This window comes from Streptomyces luteolus, from assembly GCF_029968015.1.
Classification (GTDB): Bacteria; Actinomycetota; Actinomycetes; order Streptomycetales; family Streptomycetaceae; genus Streptomyces; species Streptomyces luteolus.
Window position 1 is genome coordinate 96,838 of sequence record NZ_JASCIS010000024.1, and the last position, 22,295, is coordinate 119,132.

Consider the following 22,295-nt stretch of genomic DNA (forward strand, 5'->3'; position numbering starts at 1 on the left):
GCCGCGGCGCAGAGTAGGGACATGGAGAGCCTCTCGGGTGCGGCCTTCGCACCGCAGACGACGTATCTGAACACCGCGAGCAGCGGCCTGCTCCCCGCCGACGGCGTCCGGGCCGTCCAGGACGCCGTCGTGGCGATCGCGGCCGGGCGCGCGGGCGACATGTTCGCCGACGTGGAGGCGGCGCGCGCCGCCTTCGCCCGGATCGTCGGCGTCCCGGCGACCCGTGTGGCCGCGGGCGATTCCGTCGCCGTCTACACCGGCCTGATCGCCGCGTCCCTGCAGCCGGGCGCCGAAGTCCTGCTCCCCGAGGGCGACTTCAGCTCCCTGGTCAACCCGTTCCACGTCCGCGGCGACCTCAAGGTCCGCACCGCCCCGCTGGAGAGCCTCGCCGAGGCCGTCCGGCCCGGCACCGCCCTGGTCGGGTTCAGCCTGGCCCAGTCCGCGGACGGCCGGATCGCCGACCTCGACGCGATCCGCGCCGCCGCCCGCGCCCACGGCGCCCGTACGCTCGTCGACGCCTCGCAGTCCGCGGGCTGGCTGCCGTACGACGCCTCCGGCGACGACTTCACCGTGGCCGTCGCCTTCAAGTGGCTGCTCTGCCCGCGCGGCGTCACGTTCCTGGTCGTGCCCGACGACCTCGGCTCGCTCACGCCGATCCTCGCGGGCTGGGTCGCGGGGGAGGAGCCCTGGGACAGCTGCTACGGGCCGGTCCGTGAACTCGCCCACTCCGCCCGCCGGTTCGACGTCAGCCCCAGCCTCCTGTCGTACGTCGGGGCCCGGCACGGCCTCGACCTGATCGAGCGGATCGGCGTCGAGGCGGTCCACGCCCACGACACCGCGCTCGCCGACCGGTTCCGGGAAGGGCTCGCCCGGCTCGGCCACGAACCCGTCCCCGCGCCCGGTTCCGCGATCGTGTCGGTCCCCGGACTCGGCTTCCGCCAGGAGGAGCTGAGCCGCGCGGGCGTCGAGGTCTCGGACCGCGCGGGCAACCTGCGGGCGGCGTTCCACCTGTACAACTCGGGCGCGGACGTGGACCGGCTGCTCGACGCGCTCGGCGGCTGAACTCCTCTGCGACTGAACTCCCCTGCCGTATACGACGGTTGGCCCGGCTCCCTCAAGGGGAACCGGGCCAAGCGTCACATCACTTACGTCACCGCGAAGGGCTCACCGTACCGGGGTGAAGTCCCTGGCGCCGATGTACTCGGGGCGCCGGATGGGTGCCGCGAAGGGTTCCTGCGCGGTGTTCTCCACACTGTTGAAGACGAAGAACACATTGCTCCGCGGGAAGGGAGTGATGTTGTCCCCACTGCCGTGCATGGTGTTGCAGTCGAACAGCACGGCCGAACCGGCGCTGCCGACCCACTGTGCGATCCCGTACTCGTCCGAGAGCTTCGTCAGCGCCTCGTCGGAGGGGATGCCCGCGTCCTGCATCTGCAGGGAACGCTTGTAGTTGTCCTTCGGAGTGGCGCCCTCGCAGCCGAGGAAGGTGCGGTGCGAACCCGGCATGAGGAGCAGGCTGCCGTTGTACGCGTAGTTCTCGGTGAGGGCGATGGACACGGACACGGTCCGCATGTTCGCGAGCCCGTCCTCCGCGTGCCACGTCTCGAAGTCGGAGTGCCAGTAGAAGCCGGAGGCGCCGAAGCCGGGCTTCACATTGATCCGTGACTGGTGGATGTAGACGTCCGAACCCAGGATCTGCCGGGCTCGTCCGACGACGCGCGGGTCCGCCGCCAGCTTGGCGAAGACATCGCTGATCTTGTGCACCTCGAAGAGGGAACGGATCTCCCCCGAGCTCTTCTCCACGATGGAGCGCTCATCGGCACGCATGGCGGGGTCCTGGGTCAGACGGTTCAACTCCGCCTGGTAGACGCCCACCTCGTCCCCGGAGACCAGCTCGTCGACCTGGATGAATCCGTCCCGGTCGAACGCCGACAGCTCCGCGGCCGCGAACGGCCCCTCCGTACCCGGCTCGGACCAGATGACTGGGTCCTCGCGCTCGGTGAGCACCTCGGCGGTGCCTCGGGTCGGGTACAGGTCTGCGGTGCGTTCGGGTGCGGTGGTCATGGTGTTGCCTGCCTCTCCTCTCGTACGGCCCTGTTCGGGATGTACCCGGCCGCCGCACCCCGCCCCCGAGGCGGGGTGCGGCGACCGGGAGTCAAGGGGGGCTGTTCAAGCCCTGCTGTCAGCCCTCGTCCGGCTCGGTGAGCAGCGGGTACACGCCGTTCTCGTCGTGGTCCTCGCGGCCCGTGACGGGCGGGTTGAAGACACAGATGCAGTGAAAGTCCTCCTTGATACGCATCGTGTGCTTCTCGTGGCCATTGAGCAAGTACATGGTGCCGGGCGTAATGGTGTATTTCTCGCCCGTCGTGTCGTCGGTCAGCTCCGCCTCGCCCCGGGTGCACACGACGGCCTCGATGTGGTTGGCGTACCACATGGACGTCTCGGTGCCCGCGTAGAGGATGGTCTCGTGCAGCGAGAAGCCGACGCGCTCCTTGGCGAGCACGATGCGCTTGCTCTCCCAGGTGCCCGAGGCGGACTTGACGTGCCGGTCGGTGCCTTCAATGTCCTTGAACGAACGGACGATCACGGTGAGTTGGTTCCTTTTCTCTTACGTACGTACAGCTGGGTGAGGGACGCGCTCAGGCGGTCTCGCGTACGGCGCGTGCCAGGGTGCGCAGACCCTCGTCCAGCTCGTCCGGCGTGATGGTGAGGGCGGGGAGCAGCTTGACGACCTCGCTCTCCGGGCCGGAGGTCTCGATCAGCAGACCCAGCTCGAAGGCGCGCTTGGCGACCTTGCCGGCCCGGCCCTTGTCGCGGAACTCCAGGCCCCAGACCAGGCCGCGGCCCCGGTACTCGACGGTGGCCTCGGGGTGCTCGCTGCGGATCGCCTTCAGGGCCTGCTCGACCTGCTCGCCGCGGGCGAGGGTCTGCTTCTCCATCTGGCCGTCCGCCCAGTAGGCGTCGAGCGCGGCGGCCGCGGTGACGAACGCCGGGTTGTTGCCGCGGAAGGTGCCGTTGTGCTCGCCCGGCTCCCACACGTCCAGCTCGGGCTTGAACAGGGTGAGGGCGAACGGCAGGCCGTAGCCGGAGATGGACTTCGAGACGGTGACGATGTCCGGCACGATGCCCGCCTCCTCGAAGGAGAAGAACCCGCCGGTACGGCCGCAGCCCATCTGGATGTCGTCGACGATGAGCAGCATGTCCCAGCGCTTGCACACGTCGGCGAGCTGGCGCAGCCATTCGGCGCGGGCCACGTTGATGCCGCCCTCGCCCTGCACCGTCTCGACGATCACGGCGGCGGGCTTGTTGAGGCCCGAGCCGGAGTTCTCGAGGAGGCTCTCGAACCAGATGAAGTCGGGGGTGCGGCCGTCGAGGTAGTTGTCGAACGGCATCGGGGTGCCGTGCACCAGCGGGATGCCGGCGCCGGCGCGCTTGAAGGCGTTGCCGGTCACGGCGAGCGAGCCGAGCGACATGCCGTGGAAGGCGTTGGTGAAGGACACGATCGACTCGCGGCCCTTGACCTTGCGGGCCAGCTTCAGCGCGGCCTCGACGGCGTTGGTGCCCGTCGGGCCCGGGAACATGACCTTGTACGGCAGGTCACGCGGGCGCAGGATCGTGTTCTGGAACGACTCCAGGAAGGCGCGCTTGGCCGTGGTCGACATGTCGAGGCCGTGCGTGACGCCGTCCCGCTCGATGTAGTCGATGAGGGCGCGTTTGAGGACCGGGTTGTTGTGCCCGTAGTTGAGCGAGCCGGCTCCGGCGAAGAAGTCGAGGTACTCGTGGCCGTCCTCGTCGTACATGCGGCTGCCCTGCGCGCGGTCGAAGACCGTCGGCCAACCGCGGCAGTAGCTGCGCACCTCCGACTCCAGGGTCTCGAAGACGCTCAGGTCCGGCTGGGTGATGGTCACAGCGAATCTCCTCCTGGGAGATATAGGCGTGGGGGGTCCGAGTGGATGGTCAGGACTGACGGATGGACTGCGGGCCGCTCGGGGCGGTCCGCCTGCGGATCAGTACGGCAGCGGCCCGATGCGGTAGAGCACCTCGGGTTCGTGGCCGCCGTCGGGGAACTGCTCGGCGCTGAACAGCACCTCTCGTGCGAGGTCGGCGTCGTGGCGCTGTGCGAACGAGGTGAACAGGCGCTGCGACGGGATGTTGTCGGGCGAGATGGTGGTCTCCAGGGACCGGAGCCCGTGCTCCTTCGCGACGCGCTCGGCGAGGCCGTCCAGCATCGCGGCGGCGAGCCCGCGTCCACGCTGCGACGCGTCGACGGCGACCTGCCAGACCAGGAGGGTCTGCGGGCGCTCGGGCCTGATGTATCCCGTGATGAACCCGACCGCTTCCCCGTCCGCGTCCCGTGCGATCACCGAGGTGCCGGCGAAGTCACGGCACCACAGCAGGTAGCTGTACGAGGAGTTCAGGTCGAGGGTCTTCGAGTCACGGGCGATACGCCAGAGTGCGGCTCCGTCCGTCACCTCCGGGGTGTCGAGCCGCAAGTCCCCCGGCATTTCGCGAAAGGCGGTACGGGCACTTGCAAGGTCTGCTTGTGCGGCTGTCATGCATATTGAATTTACCGACCGAAAAAAGAAATTGCATCGCGAGGAGGGGTTACCTGAACGGGCTTGATGTGTTATCACGCGGGCGTGCGCGCTCGCGCAAACAGCCCGCTGGATGCCCTTATTTGTCCGGATATTCTGGGGCATATCGCTCCGCGTGTGGCGTCGGTCACAAGCTGGAAACCCTCACGAGATCTGCCCGAATTACGTCGTTTGGCGTTCGCAAAATTTTTGCGTTTAGGACCGGGGAAAGCGGGCAGAAGAATACGGGAAGCTGCGCTCGAAAAGCAGCTCCCCGCATTCGTGAATACGACATTGATTTATGGCCCCGGAAGATTTCGAAGCCGGAGGCCCAAGCGCTGCTGCCCGATTCTTGATGCGAATCTTGATGCGAAATTGACGGGCAACCTGAAACGCTACTCCCAGGCGGATGTCACCGCACGCCGAGCGGCCTCCAGGTCCACCGTGAGCCCCGCCTCGCCGAGCGCGGCGCCGAGTGCCGCCAGGCTCGCGTGCACCGCGCCACGCGTCGCGTCCGGACCGTAGTGGTTGACCCGGATCATCTCCTTGGCCAGCGCCCCTCCGCCCGCCACCAGGGGCAGCGCCGGGTCGGCCGCGAGCGCCCGCGCCACCAGCTCCGAGGCGTCCACGCCCGCCGGGGCGCGCAGCGTCGTCGCCACCGGCGCCGCGTCCCGCGCCTCGTGCACGTACGGCTCCAGGACCCCGAGCGCCACCGCGCCCGCCCGTGTCGCCGCCGCGGCCGTCGCGTGCCGGGCCGTGACCGCGTCCAGGCCCTCCGACTCGATCCGCTCCACGCAGGCCTCCAGGGCCAGCATCTCCAGCTGCGCCGGGGCGTGCAGGAGCGCCTTGCGGCCGCCGTCGATCCAGCGCGCCTTCCAGTCCAGGAGCGAGAGGTACGAGGCGCGCGGCGCCCGCGGGTTCTCCTCGAACCGCTGCCAGGCGCGCTCGCTCACCGACACCGCCGAGACCCCGGCCGGGCCGCCCATCGCCTTCTGCGCGCCGATGATGCACAGGTCCACGCCCCAGGCGTCCGGCAGCACCGGCTCCGCGGCGATCGAGGCCACCGCGTCCAGGTAGAACAGCGCGCCGTGCTCCCGGACCACCTCGCCGATCTCCGCGACCGGGTTGGTGTTGCCGGTCGCCGCCTCCGCGTGCACGAGCGAGACGAAGTCGATCTCCGGGTGCTCGGCGAGCGCCTCCCGCACCTGGTCGGCGGTGACGGCCGTGTGGAACGGCACGGCCAGGTCGATCACGGTGGCGCCGCAGTCCCGCAGCCAGTTGCCGAAGGTCTGGCCGTACGGCCCGGTCACCACGTTCAGCGCGGTGGAACCCGGCCGGGCCCCGGAGCGGATACCGGCCTCCAGAGGCAGCAGCGCCTCGCCCTGCATGATCACGACGTCCTGCTCGGTCCGCATCAGCCGCGCCACCCGCTGCTCGATCGCGGCGAAGTGCGCGGGGGTCAGCGGAGCCAGGTCGAGAAAGGGGTGCGTCACGGTGGTGCTCTCTTCTTGACGGTCCTGCGGCCCCGCGGAGGGTCCGCGGGACCGCTTGACGTGTTCTTGTCCGGGTGCCGGTCCGAGCGTACCGAGTGGGTTCTACGCTCGGGACATGAGTGATTCAGGGGTGCTGAGGGTCCGGGGGCGGGTGCTCGTCGGGCCGGAGGACGTACGGGACGAGCTGTGGGTCGTCGGCGGGCGGATCAGTTTCACGCGGCCGCCGGGGGCGGACGACGTCACCACCGTCGAGGGCTGGGCGCTGCCCGGCCTCGTCGACGCGCACTGCCATGTGGGCCTCGACGCGCACGGCCCGGTCGACGCCGGGACCGCCGAGCGGCAGGCCCTCACCGACCGGGACAACGGGACCCTGCTGATCCGGGACGCGGGCTCGCCCTCCGACACCCGCTGGATCGACGACCGCGAGGACCTGCCGAAGATCATCCGCGCGGGCCGGCACATCGCCCGCACCAAGCGCTACATCCGCAACTACGCCCACGAGATCGAGCCGGACGAGCTGGTCGCCTACGTCGGCCAGGAGGCGCGGCGCGGCGACGGCTGGGTCAAGCTCGTCGGCGACTGGCTCGACCGCTCCACCGGCGACCTGGGCTCCTGCTGGCCGCGCGCCGAGGTGGAGGCCGCGATCGCCGAGGCGCACCGGCTCGGCGCCCGCGTCACCGCGCACTGCTTCGCCGAGGACTCGCTGCGGGACCTGGTCGAGGCGGGCATCGACTGCATCGAGCACGCCACCGGGCTCACCGAGGACACCATTCCGCTCTTCGCCGAGCGCGGCGTCGCCATCGTCCCGACCCTCGTGAACATCGCGACCTTCCCGAAACTGGCGGCGGGCGGCGACAGCAAGTTCCCCATCTGGGCCGACCACATGCGCCGCCTGTACGACCGCCGCTACGACACCGTGCGTTCCGCCTACGACGCCGGCATCCCCGTCTTCGTCGGCACCGACGCGGGCGGCGGCCTCGCGCACGGCCTCGCCGCCGCCGAGGTCGTCGAGCTCACAAAGGCCGGCATCCCGCCGCTGGCCGCGCTCTCCGCCACCACCTGGGGCGCCCGCGACTGGCTCGGCCGCCCCGGTCTCACCGAGGGCGCCGCCGCCGACCTCGTGGTGTACGGCGAGGACCCGCGCGCGGACGTACGCGCGCTCGCGGCCCCGCGCCGGATCGTGGTGAACGGCAACGTCGTGGGGTGAGCCCGCAGCGGGTTCAGGGGGCGCGGGGGCGCGCGTGGCGTCGGGTTGACGCACCCGTGCCCCCGCGCGCCCACGACTCGTTGCGCACCTTTCACCACCCCGCGGGACCCTTCCCGTACGACAACTCCCAGGTCCGGCAAGGGGCGTGACGCGGGAGGCGGAAGGGAACGCACGTGCCGGGGGATTCGAAAACGAGGGCGGAAACCCCACTTTGGAGTGAAGTGACCCCATGTCGCTGCCGGTTCACTCCGTGTGCGTAACGATGCCGGGGTCCGGGCCGCCGACGCCGTACGACTGTCCCCGTACGGCGGCGTCAGCGGCCCCTCGTCCCTGAGCGCTCGCGCTCAATTCTCGTGGGGGTTCCACCACCGTGAACAGCAACACCTTCCGCACGCCCGTGCCGTGTCCTCGGCGGTCCCGGCGGTCCCGGCGGATCGCCTCCATCGCGGCCGCGACGGCGCTGGCCGCAGGACCCACGGCCCTCGCCGGGGCCGTGCCCGCCCATGCCACGGGTGGCGACGGCAAGGCCAGTGCGGTCGTCCTGCGCGCGGGACTCGACGTCTCGCTGCTCAACAAGTCCGTGAACGTGCCGGTCCGGGCCTCCCTCAACGAGGTCAACGCGCCCGCGTCGGCGGAGAAGACCGCGCTCACCGTCGACGTCGACGGCATCGACCAGGGCCGCCCGTTCAGCATGGTGCGCGCCGAGGCGGCCTCCGCGAAGGCCACCGCCGACCGGCACAAGGCCGAGGGCCGTACGCACCTCACACGGGCCAAGGTCCACCTGCCGGGGCTGCCCGGGCTGCCGCTGATCGAGCTGGAGAACGTCACCTCGAAGGCGGTCTGCGTGGCGGGCGGGCAGCCGGTCGCCGAGGCCGACGTGGTGGGGTCGGTGACCGTGCTCGGCAAGAAGGTCACGCTCTCCGCGGCAGGACCGACCCGCGTGGACGTGCCCGGCGTCGGCGAGGTCCGCCTCGACCTGGCGAAGACGCACACCACGTCCCGTACGGCCGCGGCTTCCGCGCTCGAACTCAAGGTGTCCGTCAACCCGTTGAAGCTGAACGTCGCCGAGGTCGACGGGACCGTCACCCTCGCGGGCGCCACCTGCGAGGCCCCGACGCCGCCCGCGAAGCAGCCCCCGGAGGAGCAGCCGCAGGAACAGCCGAAGGAACAGCCGAAGGACGAGACCCGCCCGCAGGCGGCAACGAAGCCGCAACACCTCGCCGAGACGGGCGGCGACTCCACGACGCCGTACGTCGCGGCCGGCGCGGTGCTCCTGCTCGCCCTGGGCGGCGGCGCCCTGTACGTGGCCCGCAGGCGCGCCTGAGGACGTGGGGGAGAGGCGGCCGCCTGCCCTGTGCTGCCTCTCCCTCACCCAGGTGTCGCCGCGGCGGAGCGCGAAGCCGAGGTCGCGCAGGTGGGGGCGAAGCCGAGGTCGCGCAGGTGGGCGCGGCACCCCGGCCCTGGCCCGCGGGCGCGCCTGAGGACGGGGGGAGGCCGCGCCTGCCCTGTGCTGCCTCTCCCTCACCCCGACGGTCAGCGTCCGGTCGACAGCAGCGTCTTCTCCAGTGCCCGTAGCAGCCGGTTCGTCGTCTCCTGGTCTCGTACCGCGAGGCGGAGCCAGTCCGGGTTCAGGCCGGGGAAGGTGTCGCCGCGGCGGAGTGCGAAGCCGAGGTCGCGCAGGTGGGCGCGGAGGTCGGCCGCCCCCGTGACGCGGAGCAGGACGAACGGGCCCTCGGCCTCGCGCACCGCCGTGACCTCCTCGAACTCCGCCAGGCCCGCCAGGAGATGGGCCCGGTCGACGGCGATCGTGCGGGCCGCCGCCTCCGCCTCCGCCAGCGCCCGCGGGGTCATGCACGCCTCGGCCGCCGCGAGGGCCGGTGTGGAGACCGGCCACAGCGGCTGGGCCCGCTCCAGGTCCGCTACGGTCTCCGGCGCGGCCAGTACGTAGCCGATGCGCAGGCCCGCGAGCCCCCAGGTCTTGGTGAGGCTGCGCAGTACGACCAGGCCCGGCACGTCCGTACGGTCCGCGAGGGCCTCGCGCTCACCCGGCACCGCGTCCATGAACGCCTCGTCCACGACCAACGTCCGCCCAGGGCGGGCGAGTTGAGCGATCGCACCGGCGGGGTGCAGCACCGACGTCGGGTTGGTCGGGTTGCCCACCACCACCAGGTCCGCGTCATCGGGCACCGCCGCAGGGTCGAGCCGGAAGCCGTCCTCCGCGCGCAGCAGCACCCGCCGCACCTCGTGCCCCGCGTCCCGCAGCGCCGCCTCCGGCTCCGTGAACTGCGGGTGCACGACGACCGGCCGGCGTACCCGCAGCGCCCGCGCGAGCAGCACGAACGCCTCCGCCGCGCCCGCCGTGAGCAGCACCCGCTCCGGGGCGAGGCCGTGCCGCCGGGCCACCGCGGCCCGCGCCGCACGGCCGTCGGGGTACGCGGCGAGGGATGTGAGGGACGCGGCGATGTGCTCGCGCAGCCACGAAGGCGGCGTGTCCGTACGGACGTTGACCGCGAGGTCGGTCAGCTCCGCGCCGTCGTCCCTGACCTCCGCGTCACCGTGGTGCCGCAGGTCGTGGCCGTGGGCGGGCAGGCGCTCAGTGTGCTTGTGCATGTCTTTCCCGGGGGTCGTGCGGGGTGGTGGCCTCGTGGTGGTGCCGTACCAGCAGGTCGAGCAGGGCCGGGTCCGGGCCGACGACGTCCGCCGTGCGCACCTCGGCCTCCGGGTGCGCCTCCGCCCAGCCCTCGGCCTGCGCCCGCACCCGGTCCGGCAGGGCGCCGTCGAGCAGGAAGTACGGCAGCACCACGATCCGCCGCGCCCCGAGCCGTACGCACCGGTCGAGCCCGCTCGGCACGTCCGGCGCGGCCAGCGACACGAACGCCGTCTCCACCCCCGCGTACCCGCGCCCCTCCCACAGCAGCCGCGCCACCCGGTGCACCTCGGCGTTGGCCTCCGGAGCGGTGGCACCGGGGCCGACCAGGAGCACCGTGACCCCGGCCCGGTCTCCCGGCGTGCGCGCCGCCCCGGCGTCGAGCGCCGCCTCCACCCGCCGCTCCAGGACGTCGAGCAGGACGGGATGCCCGCCGAGCAGGGGCCCGTACGCGTACGAGAGCCGGGCGGGATCGAGGGCCGAGGCGACCGCGCGCTCGGCGTGCGGCGCGGGGGCGAGCGTCAGAGGTACGACGGTCGGGCGGGCCGTGCCGTCGCCCATCAGGCCGGACACCTGCTTCAAGTGGCCGCCCGCCACCGGGAGTTCGGGACTGTGGCGGCCGAGCGCGTCGACGAAGGCGCGGAGCGCCTCGGTGCCGTCGTCCGCGACGAGCAGTACCGGCCGGGCGGCGGCCGATTCGGTCTCAGGTGTGGTCACACGGTCTCCTCGGGGAGGGGGCGGTACGGGAAGGAGTCGGTGTGCGCGAGCGCGCAGGTCGCCCGGGCGGGCCCGCCCTCGGGGCTCGACCTCCGCTTGGGCACGAGCAGCCGGCCGCCCGTGGCGAGCGCCGCGGCCTCGGCGACGGACGGCGTGCCGACGGCGGCGAGCACGGCGCCCGCCGGGTTCGGGACGGCCACCCGCGCCAACTCGGCCGCCGGGTACGTCAGGAGCGGTACGCCGAGCGCCCGCGCTGCCCCGACGACGCCGGGCTCGCCGCCCTTCGCGTCCACCGTCGCGAGCGCGCCGAGGCCGGACTCGGGCCGGGCCGCCTCGCGCAGCACGGCACGCACCACGCCGAGCACCTCGTCCAGGGGCACACCACGGGCGGCACCCACACCGGCGATCAGCGCACCGGAGCGTGGCGGCGTGCCGGAGCGTGGCGGCGTGCCGGGCATGGGCGGCTCCTCTCGGTTCGAACAGCGCGGGCGGACACGTACGGGGCAGGTGTGACCAGGAGATATCAGGTGTGTCGCAGGCCGGAGGGACCGGGTCCATCCGCTAGCAAGACCCCATGGCGGTGATCGTCGCGCTCGGCGCGTTCCTGATGACGCTGGTCGGCGGCTGGGCGGCGCAGCGCGTCACCGACCGCAGGCACCTGGTGCTCGGCTTCGCGGGCGGCCTGATGCTCGGCGTCGTCGGCCTGGAGCTGCTGCCGGAGGCGTTGGAGGCCGCGGACGGCGAGATCCACGGCGTGCCCCAGGCGCTGCTGCTGTTCGTCGGCGGCTTCCTCGTCGCCCACGTCGTGGAGCGGCTGCTCGCCGTACGACAGGCCGCGCACGGCTCCGACGAGCGGGTGCCGCAGGTCGGGCTCACCGCGGCGGCCGCGATGGTCCTGCACAGCCTGATGGACGGCGTCGCGCTCGGCGCGGCCTTCCAGTCGGGCGGCGCGATGGGCCTGACCGTCGCCCTTGCCGTCATCAGCCATGACTTCGCGGACGGCTTCAACACGTACACGATCACGAGCCTGTACGGGAACGCCCGGCGCAAGGCGCTCGCCATGCTGTTCGCCGCCGCCGCGGCGCCGGTCGTGGGGGCCGCGTCCACGATGTTCTTCACGCTGCCCCAGGAGTTCCTCGGCAGCTATCTCGGCTTCTTCGGCGGCGCGCTGCTCTATCTCGCGGCCGCGGAGATCCTCCCCGAGGCCCACCACGACCACCCGGCGGTGCCGACGCTGTGCTGCACGGTGGCGGGCGTCGGCTTCATCTGGCTGGTGGTCGGCGCGGCGGAGTGAGCGCGCGCGGCTCCTCATGACGGTACGACTCCCCGCCCGAACCCGACCCGGCCGCGCGGGCCCTCGACCACGGCCCGGAGGTACGGCCGCGGGGCGCTCGTGACCCGTGGGGCGGCCGCACCGGCGCACAGCGCGTCCAGACCGGCCCGTACCGCCTCCGGATCCGGGTGGCCCGCCTCGAACGACAGCAGCGGCAGCACCGGAAGGCCCCGCTCCGAGGGGTGCACGGCGGCGCCCCAGTCGAGCAGGAACGGCAGCAGCCTTTCGGGCCCCGGCAGCGTCAACCGCCAGGCGAGGGAGGAGCCGTCGGAGGCGCGCCGGGCCATGGACACCGGCTCGCCCGGGTCGTACCCGCGGGCCCGGGCGTACGCGACCCGCTCCGCGATGCCGTCGACCCGGGCCGCCCAGGCCACCAGGCGGGGCCCGTCGAGCGCGTCGATGCCGAACCAGCGCGGGCCGCGCGGGGCGGGCTGCTCCTCGTCGGGACCGACGATCTCCAGGTACGCCCCGGAGCCTGGGGCCCGTCGGCCCGTAAGGATCGGGGAGACGGGCCCGAGCCCGTACAGGAAGTTCCGGGTGCCGTACCCGAGGTGGCGGCCGCCCTCGGCCGGGGCCACCCCGGTCGCCGCCGTGACCTCGGCGACGGTGTGGTCGAGGTCGGGGGTGGCGAGGACCAGGTGGTCCAACTCGGCTGCGGGGCTCACGAGTTGCAGCTTGCCACGAATCTGCGGGCCACGTCCGGGGCGGCCGCCCAGTGGGTGTGCAGATAGCTGGCGTGCACGCCGCCCCGCACGAAGCCCTCCACCCGGCGTTCCGGAAGGTGCATGCCCCAGGCGGGCGTCGGGCCCGCGCCGGGCTCGATCACCGTGCGGTGGAACTCGTGCCCGCGCAGCCGTGTGCCCGTCGCCGCGAGCGAGCTGTCCGACACGGCGACGGCCTCCCGGTACCCCAGCGTCAGCCGCTCCGACATGCGCGCCTCGGCGTCGAGCACCCCGCACATCGGCTTCCCGTCCAGGGACTTGGCGAGGTACAGCAGACCGGCACACTCGGCGGCCACCGGCGCCCCGCTGAGCGCGAGGTCCGCCACGGCCTTGCGCAGCGGTTCGTTGGCGGACAGCTCCGGCGCGTACACCTCAGGGAAGCCGCCGCCGATCACCAACCCGGCCGTCCCGTACGGGAGTTGCTCGTCGTGCAGCGGGTCGAACGGCGCGACCTCGGCACCGGCGGCGGTGAGCAGCTCGGCGTGCTCCGCGTACGAGAACGTGAACGCGGGCCCGGAGGCGAGCGCGACCAGCTTCCCCGGACCCGCGACGGGCTCCAGGCCGGCCGTCGGGTCCCACGGCGCGTCCGGCAGGGCGGGCGCGGTGCGGGCGAGGGCGAGCAGTCCGTCGAGGTCGCAGCCCTCCCGTACCCGCGCGGCGAGCGCGGCCACCGACTCCAGAGCCTCGGCCCGCCGCTCCGCCACCGGCACGAGCCCCAAGTGCCGTGACGGCGCCTTCACTTGGCTCTCCCGGCGCAGCGCCCCGAGCACCGGCACCCCGGACTCGCCGAGCGCGTCCCGCAGGATCTCCTCGTGCCGGGCCGAGCCCAGCTTGTTGAGGATCACGCCCGCGAGCCGCACCTGAGGGTCCCAGGACGCGAAGCCGTGCACGAGCGCCGCCACCGAGCGGGACTGCGACGAGGCGTCCACGACCAGCACGACGGGCGCCTTGAGCAGCTTCGCGACCTGCGCCGTGGACGCCAGCTCGCCCTGCCCGACGGCCCCGTCGTACAGCCCCATGACGCCCTCGACCACGGCCAGGTCGCAGCCCGCCGAGCCGTGCGCGAACAGCGGGCCGACCAGGCCGGTGCCGCACATGTACGCGTCGAGGTTGCGACCGGGGCGGCCGCAGGCGAGCGCGTGGTAGCCGGGGTCGATGTAGTCGGGCCCGACCTTGTGCGGGGAGACCGCGAGCCCGGCCTCGGCGAAGGCCGCCATCAGTCCGGTGGCGACGGTGGTCTTGCCGCTGCCCGAGGAGGGCGCGGCGATGACCAGACGCGGTACGGAGGTCACGAGGCGGGGCCCCTCTGAAGCTGGTGGTCCGACATCACCACTCGATGCCTCTCTGACCCTTCTGGCCCGCGTCCATCGGGTGCTTGACCTTGCCCATCTCCGTCACCAGGTCCGCGAAGTCCACCAGCGCCCGCGGCGCGTTCCGCCCGGTGATCACCACGTGCTGCTGCCCCGGCCGGTCCCGCAGCACCGAGACGACCTCGTCGACGTCGATCCAGCCCCAGTGCATCGGGTACGCGAACTCGTCGAGCACGTACATCCGGTACGTCTCGGCCGCGAGGTCGCGCTTGACCTGCTCCCAGCCCTCCAGGGCCTTCTCCTCGTTGGAGGAGTTGTCGCCCTGGAGGTCGCGCTGGACCCAGGACCAGCCCTCGCCCATCTTGTGCCAGTCGACGGTGCCGCCCTCGCCGGAGGCGCCGAGCACCTTCAGGGCCCGCTCCTCGCCGACCTTCCACTTCGCCGACTTCACGAACTGGAACACCCCGACGGGCCAGCCCTGGTTCCAGGCCCGCAGAGCGAGCCCGAACGCGGCCGTCGACTTGCCCTTGCCGGTGCCGGTGTGCACGGCGACGAGCGGGCGGTTGCGGCGCTGGCGGGTGGTGAGCCCGTCGTCGGGCACGACGGACGGCTGTCCCTGAGGCATCAGGCGGCCTTTCTGGTGGAGGAGTTGGCGGGTACGTCACGGAGGTCGCGGACGAGTCCGGCGATGTTGTCCGCGCGCAGCTCGTCGAGGGTGACCGCGCTGCCGCCGAGGTTCCGCGCGAGCTCCGCGGCGAGGCCGAGCCGGACCGGGCCCGCCTCGCAGTCGACCGTGACGGTCGCGACGCCCTCGGCGGCGAACAGGCCCGCGGCCCGGGTCGCCCGCGCGACCGGCTCCGGCCCGCCGGTGGCCCGGCCGTCCGTGACGACGACGAGCAGCGCGCGCCGCGCCGGGTCGCGGAGCCGCTCGACGCGCAGCACGTCGTGCGCCTTCAACAGGCCCTCCGCGAGCGGCGTCCGGCCGCCCGTGGGCAGCTGCTCCAGGCGTGCGGCGGCCGCGTCCACGGACGACGTGGGCGGCAGCGCCACCTCGGCGCCCTTGCCCCGGAACGTCACCAGGCCCACCTTGTCGCGCCGCTGATACGCGTCGAGCAGCAGCGAGAGCACGGCGCCCTTCACGGCGCTCATCCGCTGCCGTGCCGCCATCGACCCGGAGGCGTCCACCGCGAACAGCACGAGGTTGCCCTCACGCCCCTCCCGCGTCGCCTGCCGCAGATCGTCCCGGCGCACCACGAGCCCCGCACCCGACCGCCCGCGCGCGTGCTGGTGCGGCGCCGCGGCCTGCACGGTCGCCGCGAGATGCAGCTTGCCGAGCGCGCCCCGCGGCCGCCGCGCACCCGTCGTACGGCCGTGCTCGGTACGGGCCCGCGAGCGGCGGCCCGCCGCGCCCGCACCCGTGCCGGGCACGGTGAGCAGCTTGGCGCGGAACGGCTCCGTCGCGGCGACCGGCGCCTGCTCCGGGGCGGGCGCCGGGGCGGCCTGGGGCTCGCGGTCCTCCGGGGCGTCCTGGGCCTCGCCGCCCTGCGGCGGCACCTCGGGGCCGCCCTGCGGGGGCTGCGCGCCACCGCCGGGCCCGTCGGGGTCACCGGGTCCGTCAGGGTCACCGGGCCCGTCGGGCTCGGGCTCGGGGTCGGGATCAGGGTCCTGGCCGTCGTCCTCGGGGCCGCCGAACTCCTCCAGGGTCTCGTCGAGCTTGTCCTCGTCGAGGCCGGGCGCGTCGAAGGGGTTGCGGCGCCTGCGGTGCGGCAGGGCGAGCAGCGCGGCCTGCCGCACGTCCTCGGCGAGCACGTCCTCGCGTCCGGCCCACGCCGCGAGCGCCGTCGCCGTACGGGCCATCACGATGTCCGCGCGCATCCCGTCGACCTCGAACGCCGCGCAGGTCGCGGCGATCTGCCGGAGCGCCGCGTCCCGGAGCCGCACGGACGGCAGCAGCGCACGCGCCGCCACGATCCGCTCCCGCAACTCGGCCTCGTCGGCGGCGAAGCGCGCCGCGAACTCCTCGGGCCCGTCGTCGTACGCGAGCCTGCGCCGCACCACCTCGACCCGCTGGTCCGGTTCCCGGGACGCGGACACCTCGACGGTCAGGCCGAACCGGTCCAGCAACTGCGGCCGCAGCTCGCCCTCTTCGGGGTTCATCGTGCCGACGAGCAGGAACCGCGCAGCGTGCCGTACGGACACGCCCTCGCGCTCCACGTACGAGGCGCCCATCGCGGCCGCGTCGAGCAGCAGGTCGACCAGGTGGTCGTGGAGGAGGTTGACCTCGTCGACGTAGAGGATGCCGCGGTGCGCGTCCGCGAGCAGGCCGGGCTCGAAGGCCTTCACGCCCTCGGACAGCGCCCGTTCGATGTCGAGGGCGCCGACGAGCCGGTCCTCGGAGGCGCCGACGGGCAGCTCGACCATCCGTGCGGCCCGGCCGTCCGCGGCACCGGACTCGTGCGGCCCGTCCGGGCAGTTCGGGTCCGGCGCGGCCGGGTCGCAGGAGAACCGGCAGCCGGAGACGACGGACACCTCGGGCAGCAGCGCCGAAAGGGCGCGTACGGCCGTGGACTTGGCGGTGCCCTTCTCACCGCGCACGAGCACGCCGCCCACGGCCGGAGAGACGGCGTTGAGCAGCAGCGCGAGCCGCAGATCGTCCTGGCCGACGAGGGCGGTGAAGGGGTAGGGGGTGTTCAAGGGGTGGCCTCCTGGGACGGAGTGGGTTCGGGGGGCTGGGGCGGAGCCCCAGGAGGGACGAAGGGGAGGGACGAGGGTGCCCCACCCTCGATCAACCGCAACAGCCCCTCCGTGTCCGCGTGTTGCTCGATCAGATCGCCGAGCCGGTCCAGCTGCTCCTCGCGCAGCGCGCCGAACGACGTGTCGGGCGCGGGGACGAACCGCCGCCCCGCCGCCCGCGCGACCTGACGCAGGAACGCCCGCCGGAACCCGTCGGACTCCAGGGAGCCGTGCCAGTGCGTGCCCCACACGGCGCCGACGCGGCAGCCGTCGAGGAACGGCTCACCGCCGTCCACACGGGCCACGCCATGGTGGATCTCGTACCCCTCCACCCGCTCGCCGAGGGCCGAACCCACGGGCCGGGCCAGGGTCTTCTCCCGCTCGAACCGCACCCGTACGGGCAGCAGTCCGAGCCCGTCGACCGCACCGGCGCGGGACTCCACGTCGTCCTCGATGTGCTCGCCGAGCACCTGGAAGCCGCCGCAGATGCCGAGCACGGGGCGGCCCTCGGCGGCGCGGCGGGCCAGCGCGTCCGCGAGGCCGCGCTCCCGCAGCCACCCGAGTGCCTTGACGGTGCCGCGCGTTCCGGGCACCACGACCAGGTCCGCGTCGGCCAGCTCCTCGGCCCGGTCCACGAACCGCACGACGACACCCGGCTCGGCGGCGAGCGCGTCCACGTCCGTGAAGTTGGACATCAACGGCACGGCGCACACCGCGACCCGCAGCACGTCCTCGCCGACCGGCGGCGCGACGACGGACTCCCGCACGGCACCGCGCAGCGACACCCGCAGACCGTCCTCCTCGTCGATGCCGAGCCCGTGCGCGTACGGCAGAACTCCGTACGTACGCCGCCCGGTGAGCTTCTCCAGCATGTCGAGCCCGGGTTCGAGCAGGGTCACATCGCCGCGGAACTTGTTCACCAAGTACCCGGCCACCAGGGCCTGATCGGCCTCGCTCAGCAGCGCCGTCGTACCGAAGAAGGACGCGAAGACACCGCCCCGGTCGATGTCGCCGACCACCACGACCGGGAATCCCGCGGCGCGCGCGATGCCCATGTTCACGATGTCGGTACGCCGCAGATTGATCTCGGCCGGGCTGCCCGCGCCCTCGCAGATCACCGCGTCGTACGAGCCGCGCAGCTGCTCCAGGCAGTCGGTGACGGTGCCGAGCAACTGCTCCTGCCGCCCGCCGTGATACCCGCGGGCGGACATCTCACCCACCGGCTTGCCCATCAGGACGACCTGGCTGGAGCGGTCGCCGCCGGGCTTGAGCAGCACCGGGTTCATCAGCGCGCTCGGCTCGACCCGGGCGGCCTGCGCCTGCATGGCCTGCGCACGGCCGATCTCGGCACCCTCGCGCGTCACGAACGAGTTCAGGGACATGTTCTGCGCCTTGAACGGCGCGACGGACACACCCTTACGGGCCAGCCACCGGCAGATCCCGGCGGTGACGACACTCTTGCCCGCGTCGGACGTGGTCCCGGCAACCAGTAGACCGCCACTCATGACGTCATTCCTCTCCACCGCTGTGGGTTGGGCACAGCCCCCGGCTCCGGGCGCCTTGAAGCCAACGCCCAGGCGGAACGCCCGACCGCACACACGCCCAGAGCAAGCCAACCAACCCGCCTGGAAAGCCGAACAGCCCGTTCAACATCGCCGACTTGAACCGCACCCCCGGAGGGGTTCAGCACGGGCCGATGCTCAACCCGCCCCCCGTACGACAACGTCCCCCCGAGCCGTACGCCCAACGCCCCCGCGAACGACGCCTCCACGGGCCCGGCGTTGGGACTGGGATGCAACCCGGCGTCATCCCGCCACGCCCGCGCGGCGGCGCGCGGAGAGCCCCCGGAGAGCACCGCCAGCGCCGCGGTGAGCCGCGCGCCCGGCCACCCCGCCACATCGTCAAGGCGAGCCGACGCCCACCCGTACCGCCGATACCGCCGCGACTTGTGCCCGACCATCGCGTCCAGCGTGTTCACCGCCCGGAACGCGACGAGGCCGGGCACGCCGCCGACGGCGCCCCACACGAGGGCGCCGACGACCGCGTCGGAGGTGTTCTCGGCGACGGACTCGACGACGGCACGCGCGATCCCGTCCGCGTCGAGCGTCTGCGGGTCGCGGCCGCACAGATGGGGGAGGCGCTCGCGGGCGGCGTCCACATCGCCCGCGGCGAGCGCGTCGCCGATGGCGCGGGCCTCCCGGCCGAGCGAGGTGCCGCCGACGACGGCCCAGGTGGCGGCGGCGGTCAGGGCGACGGAGGCGGTGGGGGAGCGGCGCACGGCGGCGGCGGACAGCGCGGCGGCCCCCACGGCACCGCCCACGCAGACGGCGGTGTGCAGGGCGCCCCACCCGCGGTGGTCCCGCCACAGCACCCGCTCGACGGCACCCGCAGCACGGCCGAACGCGGCGACCGGATGGCCCCGGCGGGGATCGCCGAGCAGCAGGTCACCGAGGAGGCCGGCGGCGGCGCCGTACGCGAAGACGCGATCGGCACGCACGCTTCAGGCCGCCGTCACGCCTCGAAGGAACGGGGAACGTCGGGTACTCCGCGTACCCGAAGTGCGGGTCGTACTCGGCGTACGAGAGGGGCCGGAGCCGCGCATGGCGTTGTTGTCCTCACTCAGGGTCCGCGCCCTGGTTCGACGTGAACGGCGGCGAGAGTTCCTGGCTCCCCGGGTTCGTGAAGACTCGAACCCCGGTGACAGTGGCGGGACCGCGCCGGATTCGCACCGGCTTCCTCTTCTGACCGCCGTAATGGCTCGGGCAGTCCACCACGCCCGACAACGCCCGTCAACTCCGCTTTGACCTGCGGCGGAAGAGTGTGCGGAGGCCCACAGGGAACCGCCCCGCACCGGCCGTCGAAGAGGCTGGTGCGGGGCGGTGCGGGGCGGTGCGGGGCGGGGCGGGGCGGTGCGGGGCGGTGCGGGGCGGTGCGGTGCGGCGAGGTGGCCGGTGTCAGACGACGATCAGGAAGATCCCGTACGACACCGCCGCCGCGCACAGTGCGAAGCAGGCGTACGCGCCCGTGCGGGCGAGCGGCGCGGAGCCGCCCTGAGCGGTGGCCGCCTCCTGCTTGGAGAGGCCGACGATGCCGAGGGTGAACAGCCCCACCAGGGCGACCGTCGCCACGAGGCTGACGCCGAAGACGGAGCCGAGCGCCGCCCAGTCGATGTCGATCATGCGTGTTCCTTAGCTCGCTGGTCCGGTCGCCGGATCAGACGGTCGCACCGGCGGGCCGCGCGGACTCCGCGGCGGCACCGGCCTGGGCCGGGATGGTGGGCTTGGCGTCCGCGTCCACTGCCTCGGCGGGAGGGCCGGGCACGGGCGGGGTGACGACGGCGAGGGCGGAGGCCACGACGCCCGCGGGCTCCGAGCCCGCAGGGGTCTCGGCGCCGGGGGCCGGGCCGTCGGCCTCGTTGACGTTGTGGTGGTCGACGACCTGGCGGCGCGAGATCAGCCAGATCGCGGCGCAGGACACGACGAGGAAGACCGCGACGGCGGCGACGCCCCAGCCGCCCTGGCGGGCCACGAACTCGGCGCCCGCGGCGACCAGTCCGGCGGCCGGCAGGGTCAGGCCCCACGCGACGAACATCCGGGTCGCCGTCGACCAGCGCACGACGCCGCCCTTGCGGCCGAGGCCCGAGCCCATGACGGCGCCGGAGCAGGAGTGCGTGGTGGAGAGCGAGAAGCCCAGGTTGGACGAGGCCAGGATGACCGCGGCGGCCGAGGTCTGGGCGGCGAAGCCCTGCTGCGGCTGCAGGTCGGTGAGGCCCTTGCCCATGGTGCGGATGATGCGCCAGCCACCGAGGTAGGTGCCGAGGGCGATGGCGAGACCGGCCGAGACGATGACCCAGACCGGCGGGTTGGAGCCCGGCGCGAGGGCGCCACCGGCGACGAGCGCCAGCGTGATGATGCCCATCGTCTTCTGCGCGTCGTTGGTGCCGTGCGCGAGGGAGACCAGACCGGCGGAGGCGATCTGCCCGGCGCGGTAGCCCTTGGCGCTCGACTGCGCGCCGGCGTTCTTGCCGAGCTTGTACGTCAGCCGCGCGGCGAGGAACGCGGCGATACCGGCGACGAGCGGCGCGGCGACCGCGGGGATCAGGACCTTGGTGACGACGACGCCGCCGTTGACCCCGCTGAGGCCGATGGACGCGACGGTCGCACCGATCAGACCGCCCATGAGGGCGTGCGAGGAGCTGGACGGCAGACCGACCAGCCAGGTGAGCAGGTTCCAGAGGATGGCACCCACCAGGGCCGCGAAGATCACTTCGGGCTGGATGCCGTCTTCTCTGACAAGTCCGCTGGAGATCGTCTTGGCGACCTCGACGGACAGGAACGCTCCGACGAGATTCAGCACGGCGGACATGGCCACCGCGGCCTTGGGCTTCATTGCGCCGGTCGAGATGGTCGTGGCCATCGCGTTGGCGGTGTCGTGGAAACCGTTCGTGAAATCGAACACGAGAGCTGTCACGATCACAATCGCGAGCAGCAGCGTGATGTGTTCCATTTACCCAGGCAATCGTTCGACGTCAGTGGCTTGTGGAACGTAGGCAACCTGGGTGAACGGAAAGTGAACTGGGGCAGGCTGCACGGTGTCCCGGGTGGGCTGCTTGTGGGCAAGGTTCCGGCGGCACCCGTTCCGGTCCCGTCCGGCCCCCGCCGCAAGGCCCGGAATCCCGGCCTCCGGAGGGCCGTCGCGCACCGCCTGGGGAGGGCGGCGAACCGGTCGAAGAGATCCTGATCACGTGGCGTCCCCGCCCCGCCTCCCCGCGCTCCTTTGGCAGGATCGGCCCATGACGGAACGGACAAGCGACACACAGGAGTTGGCGCAGGCCTGGGCCGAGCTCGTGGCCACCGCCCGCCGCACCGCCGACACCGGTCTCGTCGTCGGCACCTCGGGCAACGTCTCCGTACGCGTCGGCGAGCTGGTCCTGATCACGCCGAGCGGCGTCCCGTACGAGCGCCTCGCCCCCGAGGACCTGGTCGCCGTGGACCTCGACGGCCACCAGGTCCGCGGCACCCTCAAGCCGACCAGCGAGCTCCCGCTGCACCTCGCCGTGTACCGCTCCACGCCCGCCGGGGCGGTCGTGCACACCCACGCCCTGCACGCGACGGCGGTCTCGACGCTGGTCCCGGAGCTGCCGCCCGTCCACTACATGACGGCGGACCTCGGCGGCCCGGTCCGCGTCGCCCCGTACGCCCTCTACGGCACGCCCGAACTGGCCGCACACATGCTGGAGGCGCTGCGCGGCCGCACCGCCTGCCTGCTCCAGAACCACGGCGCCGTCACCTACGGCGCCACCCTCGACCAGGCCTACGACCGCACAGCCCAGCTGGAGTGGATGAGCCGCCTCTGGCTCACCGCGCACGCCGTACCCGGCCACACCCCGAGCCTGCTGAGCCCCGCCGACGTCGCCGCGGCCGGGCGGCAGCTCAAGGGGTACGGGCAGTGGCGCTGAGGCGTACGGGTAGCGGCGCTGAGGGCTGAGGGCCACGGGCAGCGGTGCTGAGGCGTACGGGCAGCGGTGCTGAGGCGAGCCCGCGAGCGGCGCACGCCGAG

Annotated in this window: 21 protein-coding genes and 1 riboswitch; of the genes, 5 read left to right on the forward strand and 16 right to left on the reverse strand. The window is 73.1% G+C overall.

The annotated features are described in order from the left end of the window. Positions 1-21 precede the first annotated feature (21 nt). Positions 22-1,062, forward strand: coding sequence for an aminotransferase class V-fold PLP-dependent enzyme (locus QIT00_RS23305; protein ID WP_282537307.1), 1,041 nt, complete (start codon positions 22-24; stop codon positions 1,060-1,062). A gap of 102 nt (positions 1,063-1,164) precedes the next feature. Here the strand turns inward: QIT00_RS23305 and thpD are convergent, their stop codons facing one another. The 5 genes from thpD to QIT00_RS23330 form a co-directional block, all read right to left on the reverse strand. Next, positions 1,165-2,064 carry an ectoine hydroxylase gene (gene thpD / locus QIT00_RS23310; protein ID WP_282537308.1) on the reverse strand — a complete coding sequence of 300 codons (900 nt, stop codon included), beginning with the start codon at positions 2,062-2,064 and terminating at the stop codon, positions 1,165-1,167. A 118-nt stretch (positions 2,065-2,182) separates the two neighbouring features. Next, positions 2,183-2,587: an ectoine synthase gene (locus tag QIT00_RS23315; RefSeq protein ID WP_282537309.1), complete on the reverse strand. Its 405-nt coding sequence runs from the start codon at positions 2,585-2,587 to the stop codon at positions 2,183-2,185. 52 nt (positions 2,588-2,639) lie between these two features. Beyond that, a complete protein-coding gene (gene ectB, locus QIT00_RS23320) occupies positions 2,640-3,908 on the reverse strand; it encodes a diaminobutyrate--2-oxoglutarate transaminase (RefSeq protein ID WP_282537310.1) in 1,269 nt (422 codons plus the stop codon). Between the two features lie 99 nt (positions 3,909-4,007). Then, the gene (gene ectA / locus QIT00_RS23325) at positions 4,008-4,556 is read right to left on the reverse strand and encodes a diaminobutyrate acetyltransferase (protein ID WP_282537311.1); all 549 of its coding nucleotides are present in this window, start codon (positions 4,554-4,556) and stop codon (positions 4,008-4,010) included. Between the two features lie 413 nt (positions 4,557-4,969). Beyond that, positions 4,970-6,067 (reverse strand): pyridoxal-phosphate-dependent aminotransferase family protein, encoded by a 1,098-nt coding sequence (locus tag QIT00_RS23330; protein WP_282537312.1) that lies wholly within the window; start codon positions 6,065-6,067, stop codon positions 4,970-4,972. 115 nt (positions 6,068-6,182) lie between these two features. Between QIT00_RS23330 and QIT00_RS23335 the strand changes: the two genes are divergently transcribed. Together QIT00_RS23335 and QIT00_RS23340 are read left to right on the forward strand one after the other, a co-directional pair. After that, a complete protein-coding gene (locus QIT00_RS23335) occupies positions 6,183-7,274 on the forward strand; it encodes an amidohydrolase family protein (protein WP_282537313.1) in 1,092 nt (363 codons plus the stop codon). A gap of 370 nt (positions 7,275-7,644) precedes the next feature. Next, positions 7,645-8,598: an SCO1860 family LAETG-anchored protein gene (locus QIT00_RS23340; RefSeq protein WP_282537314.1), complete on the forward strand. Its 954-nt coding sequence runs from the start codon at positions 7,645-7,647 to the stop codon at positions 8,596-8,598. A gap of 209 nt (positions 8,599-8,807) precedes the next feature. Here the strand turns inward: QIT00_RS23340 and cobC are convergent, their stop codons facing one another. Genes cobC through QIT00_RS23355 form a run of 3 tightly spaced genes read right to left on the reverse strand, consistent with a single transcriptional unit; the run spans position 8,808 to position 11,096 of the window. After that, entirely contained in the window at positions 8,808-9,884 is a 1,077-nt protein-coding gene (gene cobC / locus QIT00_RS23345) for an Rv2231c family pyridoxal phosphate-dependent protein CobC (RefSeq protein WP_282537315.1), read from the reverse strand. Beyond that, entirely contained in the window at positions 9,868-10,638 is a 771-nt protein-coding gene (locus QIT00_RS23350; protein WP_408909834.1) for a sirohydrochlorin chelatase, read from the reverse strand. The genes cobC and QIT00_RS23350 overlap by 17 nt, the downstream gene beginning before the upstream one ends. Continuing rightward, complete coding sequence (locus QIT00_RS23355; RefSeq protein WP_349017201.1) at positions 10,635-11,096, reverse strand: cobalamin biosynthesis protein; 462 nt, start codon at positions 11,094-11,096, stop codon at positions 10,635-10,637. The genes QIT00_RS23350 and QIT00_RS23355 overlap by 4 nt, the downstream gene beginning before the upstream one ends. A 116-nt stretch (positions 11,097-11,212) precedes the next feature. On the opposite strand from QIT00_RS23355, the gene QIT00_RS23360 reads away from it, so the two are divergent. Next, positions 11,213-11,932, forward strand: a complete 720-nt coding sequence (locus QIT00_RS23360) for a ZIP family metal transporter (protein WP_282537316.1) — start codon at positions 11,213-11,215, stop codon at positions 11,930-11,932. A gap of 14 nt (positions 11,933-11,946) precedes the next feature. Here QIT00_RS23360 and QIT00_RS23365 read toward each other — a convergent pair whose 3' ends face one another. From QIT00_RS23365 to QIT00_RS23400, 8 genes are all read right to left on the reverse strand, one after another. Continuing rightward, positions 11,947-12,636: a VOC family protein gene (locus tag QIT00_RS23365; RefSeq protein WP_282537317.1), complete on the reverse strand. Its 690-nt coding sequence runs from the start codon at positions 12,634-12,636 to the stop codon at positions 11,947-11,949. Beyond that, a complete protein-coding gene (locus QIT00_RS23370) occupies positions 12,633-13,985 on the reverse strand; it encodes a cobyrinate a,c-diamide synthase (protein ID WP_282537318.1) in 1,353 nt (450 codons plus the stop codon). The genes QIT00_RS23365 and QIT00_RS23370 overlap by 4 nt, the downstream gene beginning before the upstream one ends. 34 nt (positions 13,986-14,019) lie before the next feature. Then, positions 14,020-14,628: a cob(I)yrinic acid a,c-diamide adenosyltransferase gene (gene cobO, locus QIT00_RS23375; RefSeq protein ID WP_282537319.1), complete on the reverse strand. Its 609-nt coding sequence runs from the start codon at positions 14,626-14,628 to the stop codon at positions 14,020-14,022. After that, positions 14,628-16,697 carry a putative cobaltochelatase gene (locus QIT00_RS23380; RefSeq protein ID WP_282537320.1) on the reverse strand — a complete coding sequence of 690 codons (2,070 nt, stop codon included), beginning with the start codon at positions 16,695-16,697 and terminating at the stop codon, positions 14,628-14,630. The genes cobO and QIT00_RS23380 overlap by 1 nt, the downstream gene beginning before the upstream one ends. Further along, the gene (locus QIT00_RS23385) at positions 16,694-18,241 is read right to left on the reverse strand and encodes a cobyric acid synthase (RefSeq protein WP_282537321.1); all 1,548 of its coding nucleotides are present in this window, start codon (positions 18,239-18,241) and stop codon (positions 16,694-16,696) included. The genes QIT00_RS23380 and QIT00_RS23385 overlap by 4 nt, the downstream gene beginning before the upstream one ends. Next, entirely contained in the window at positions 18,238-19,233 is a 996-nt protein-coding gene (locus QIT00_RS23390) for a cobalamin biosynthesis protein (protein WP_282537322.1), read from the reverse strand. Before QIT00_RS23390 ends, QIT00_RS23385 begins: the two co-directional genes overlap by 4 nt. A gap of 138 nt (positions 19,234-19,371) precedes the next feature. After that, positions 19,372-19,523, reverse strand: a riboswitch (cobalamin riboswitch). Between the two features lie 167 nt (positions 19,524-19,690). Next, complete coding sequence (locus QIT00_RS23395) at positions 19,691-19,912, reverse strand: hypothetical protein (protein WP_282537337.1); 222 nt, start codon at positions 19,910-19,912, stop codon at positions 19,691-19,693. A 37-nt stretch (positions 19,913-19,949) separates the two neighbouring features. After that, positions 19,950-21,242, reverse strand: coding sequence for an inorganic phosphate transporter (locus QIT00_RS23400; RefSeq protein ID WP_282537323.1), 1,293 nt, complete (start codon positions 21,240-21,242; stop codon positions 19,950-19,952). A 286-nt stretch (positions 21,243-21,528) separates the two neighbouring features. On the opposite strand from QIT00_RS23400, the gene QIT00_RS23405 reads away from it, so the two are divergent. Further along, on the forward strand, positions 21,529-22,194 hold the full coding sequence (locus tag QIT00_RS23405) for a class II aldolase/adducin family protein (protein ID WP_282537324.1): 666 nt from the start codon (positions 21,529-21,531) through the stop codon (positions 22,192-22,194). The last annotated feature ends 101 nt before the right edge of the window (positions 22,195-22,295 follow it).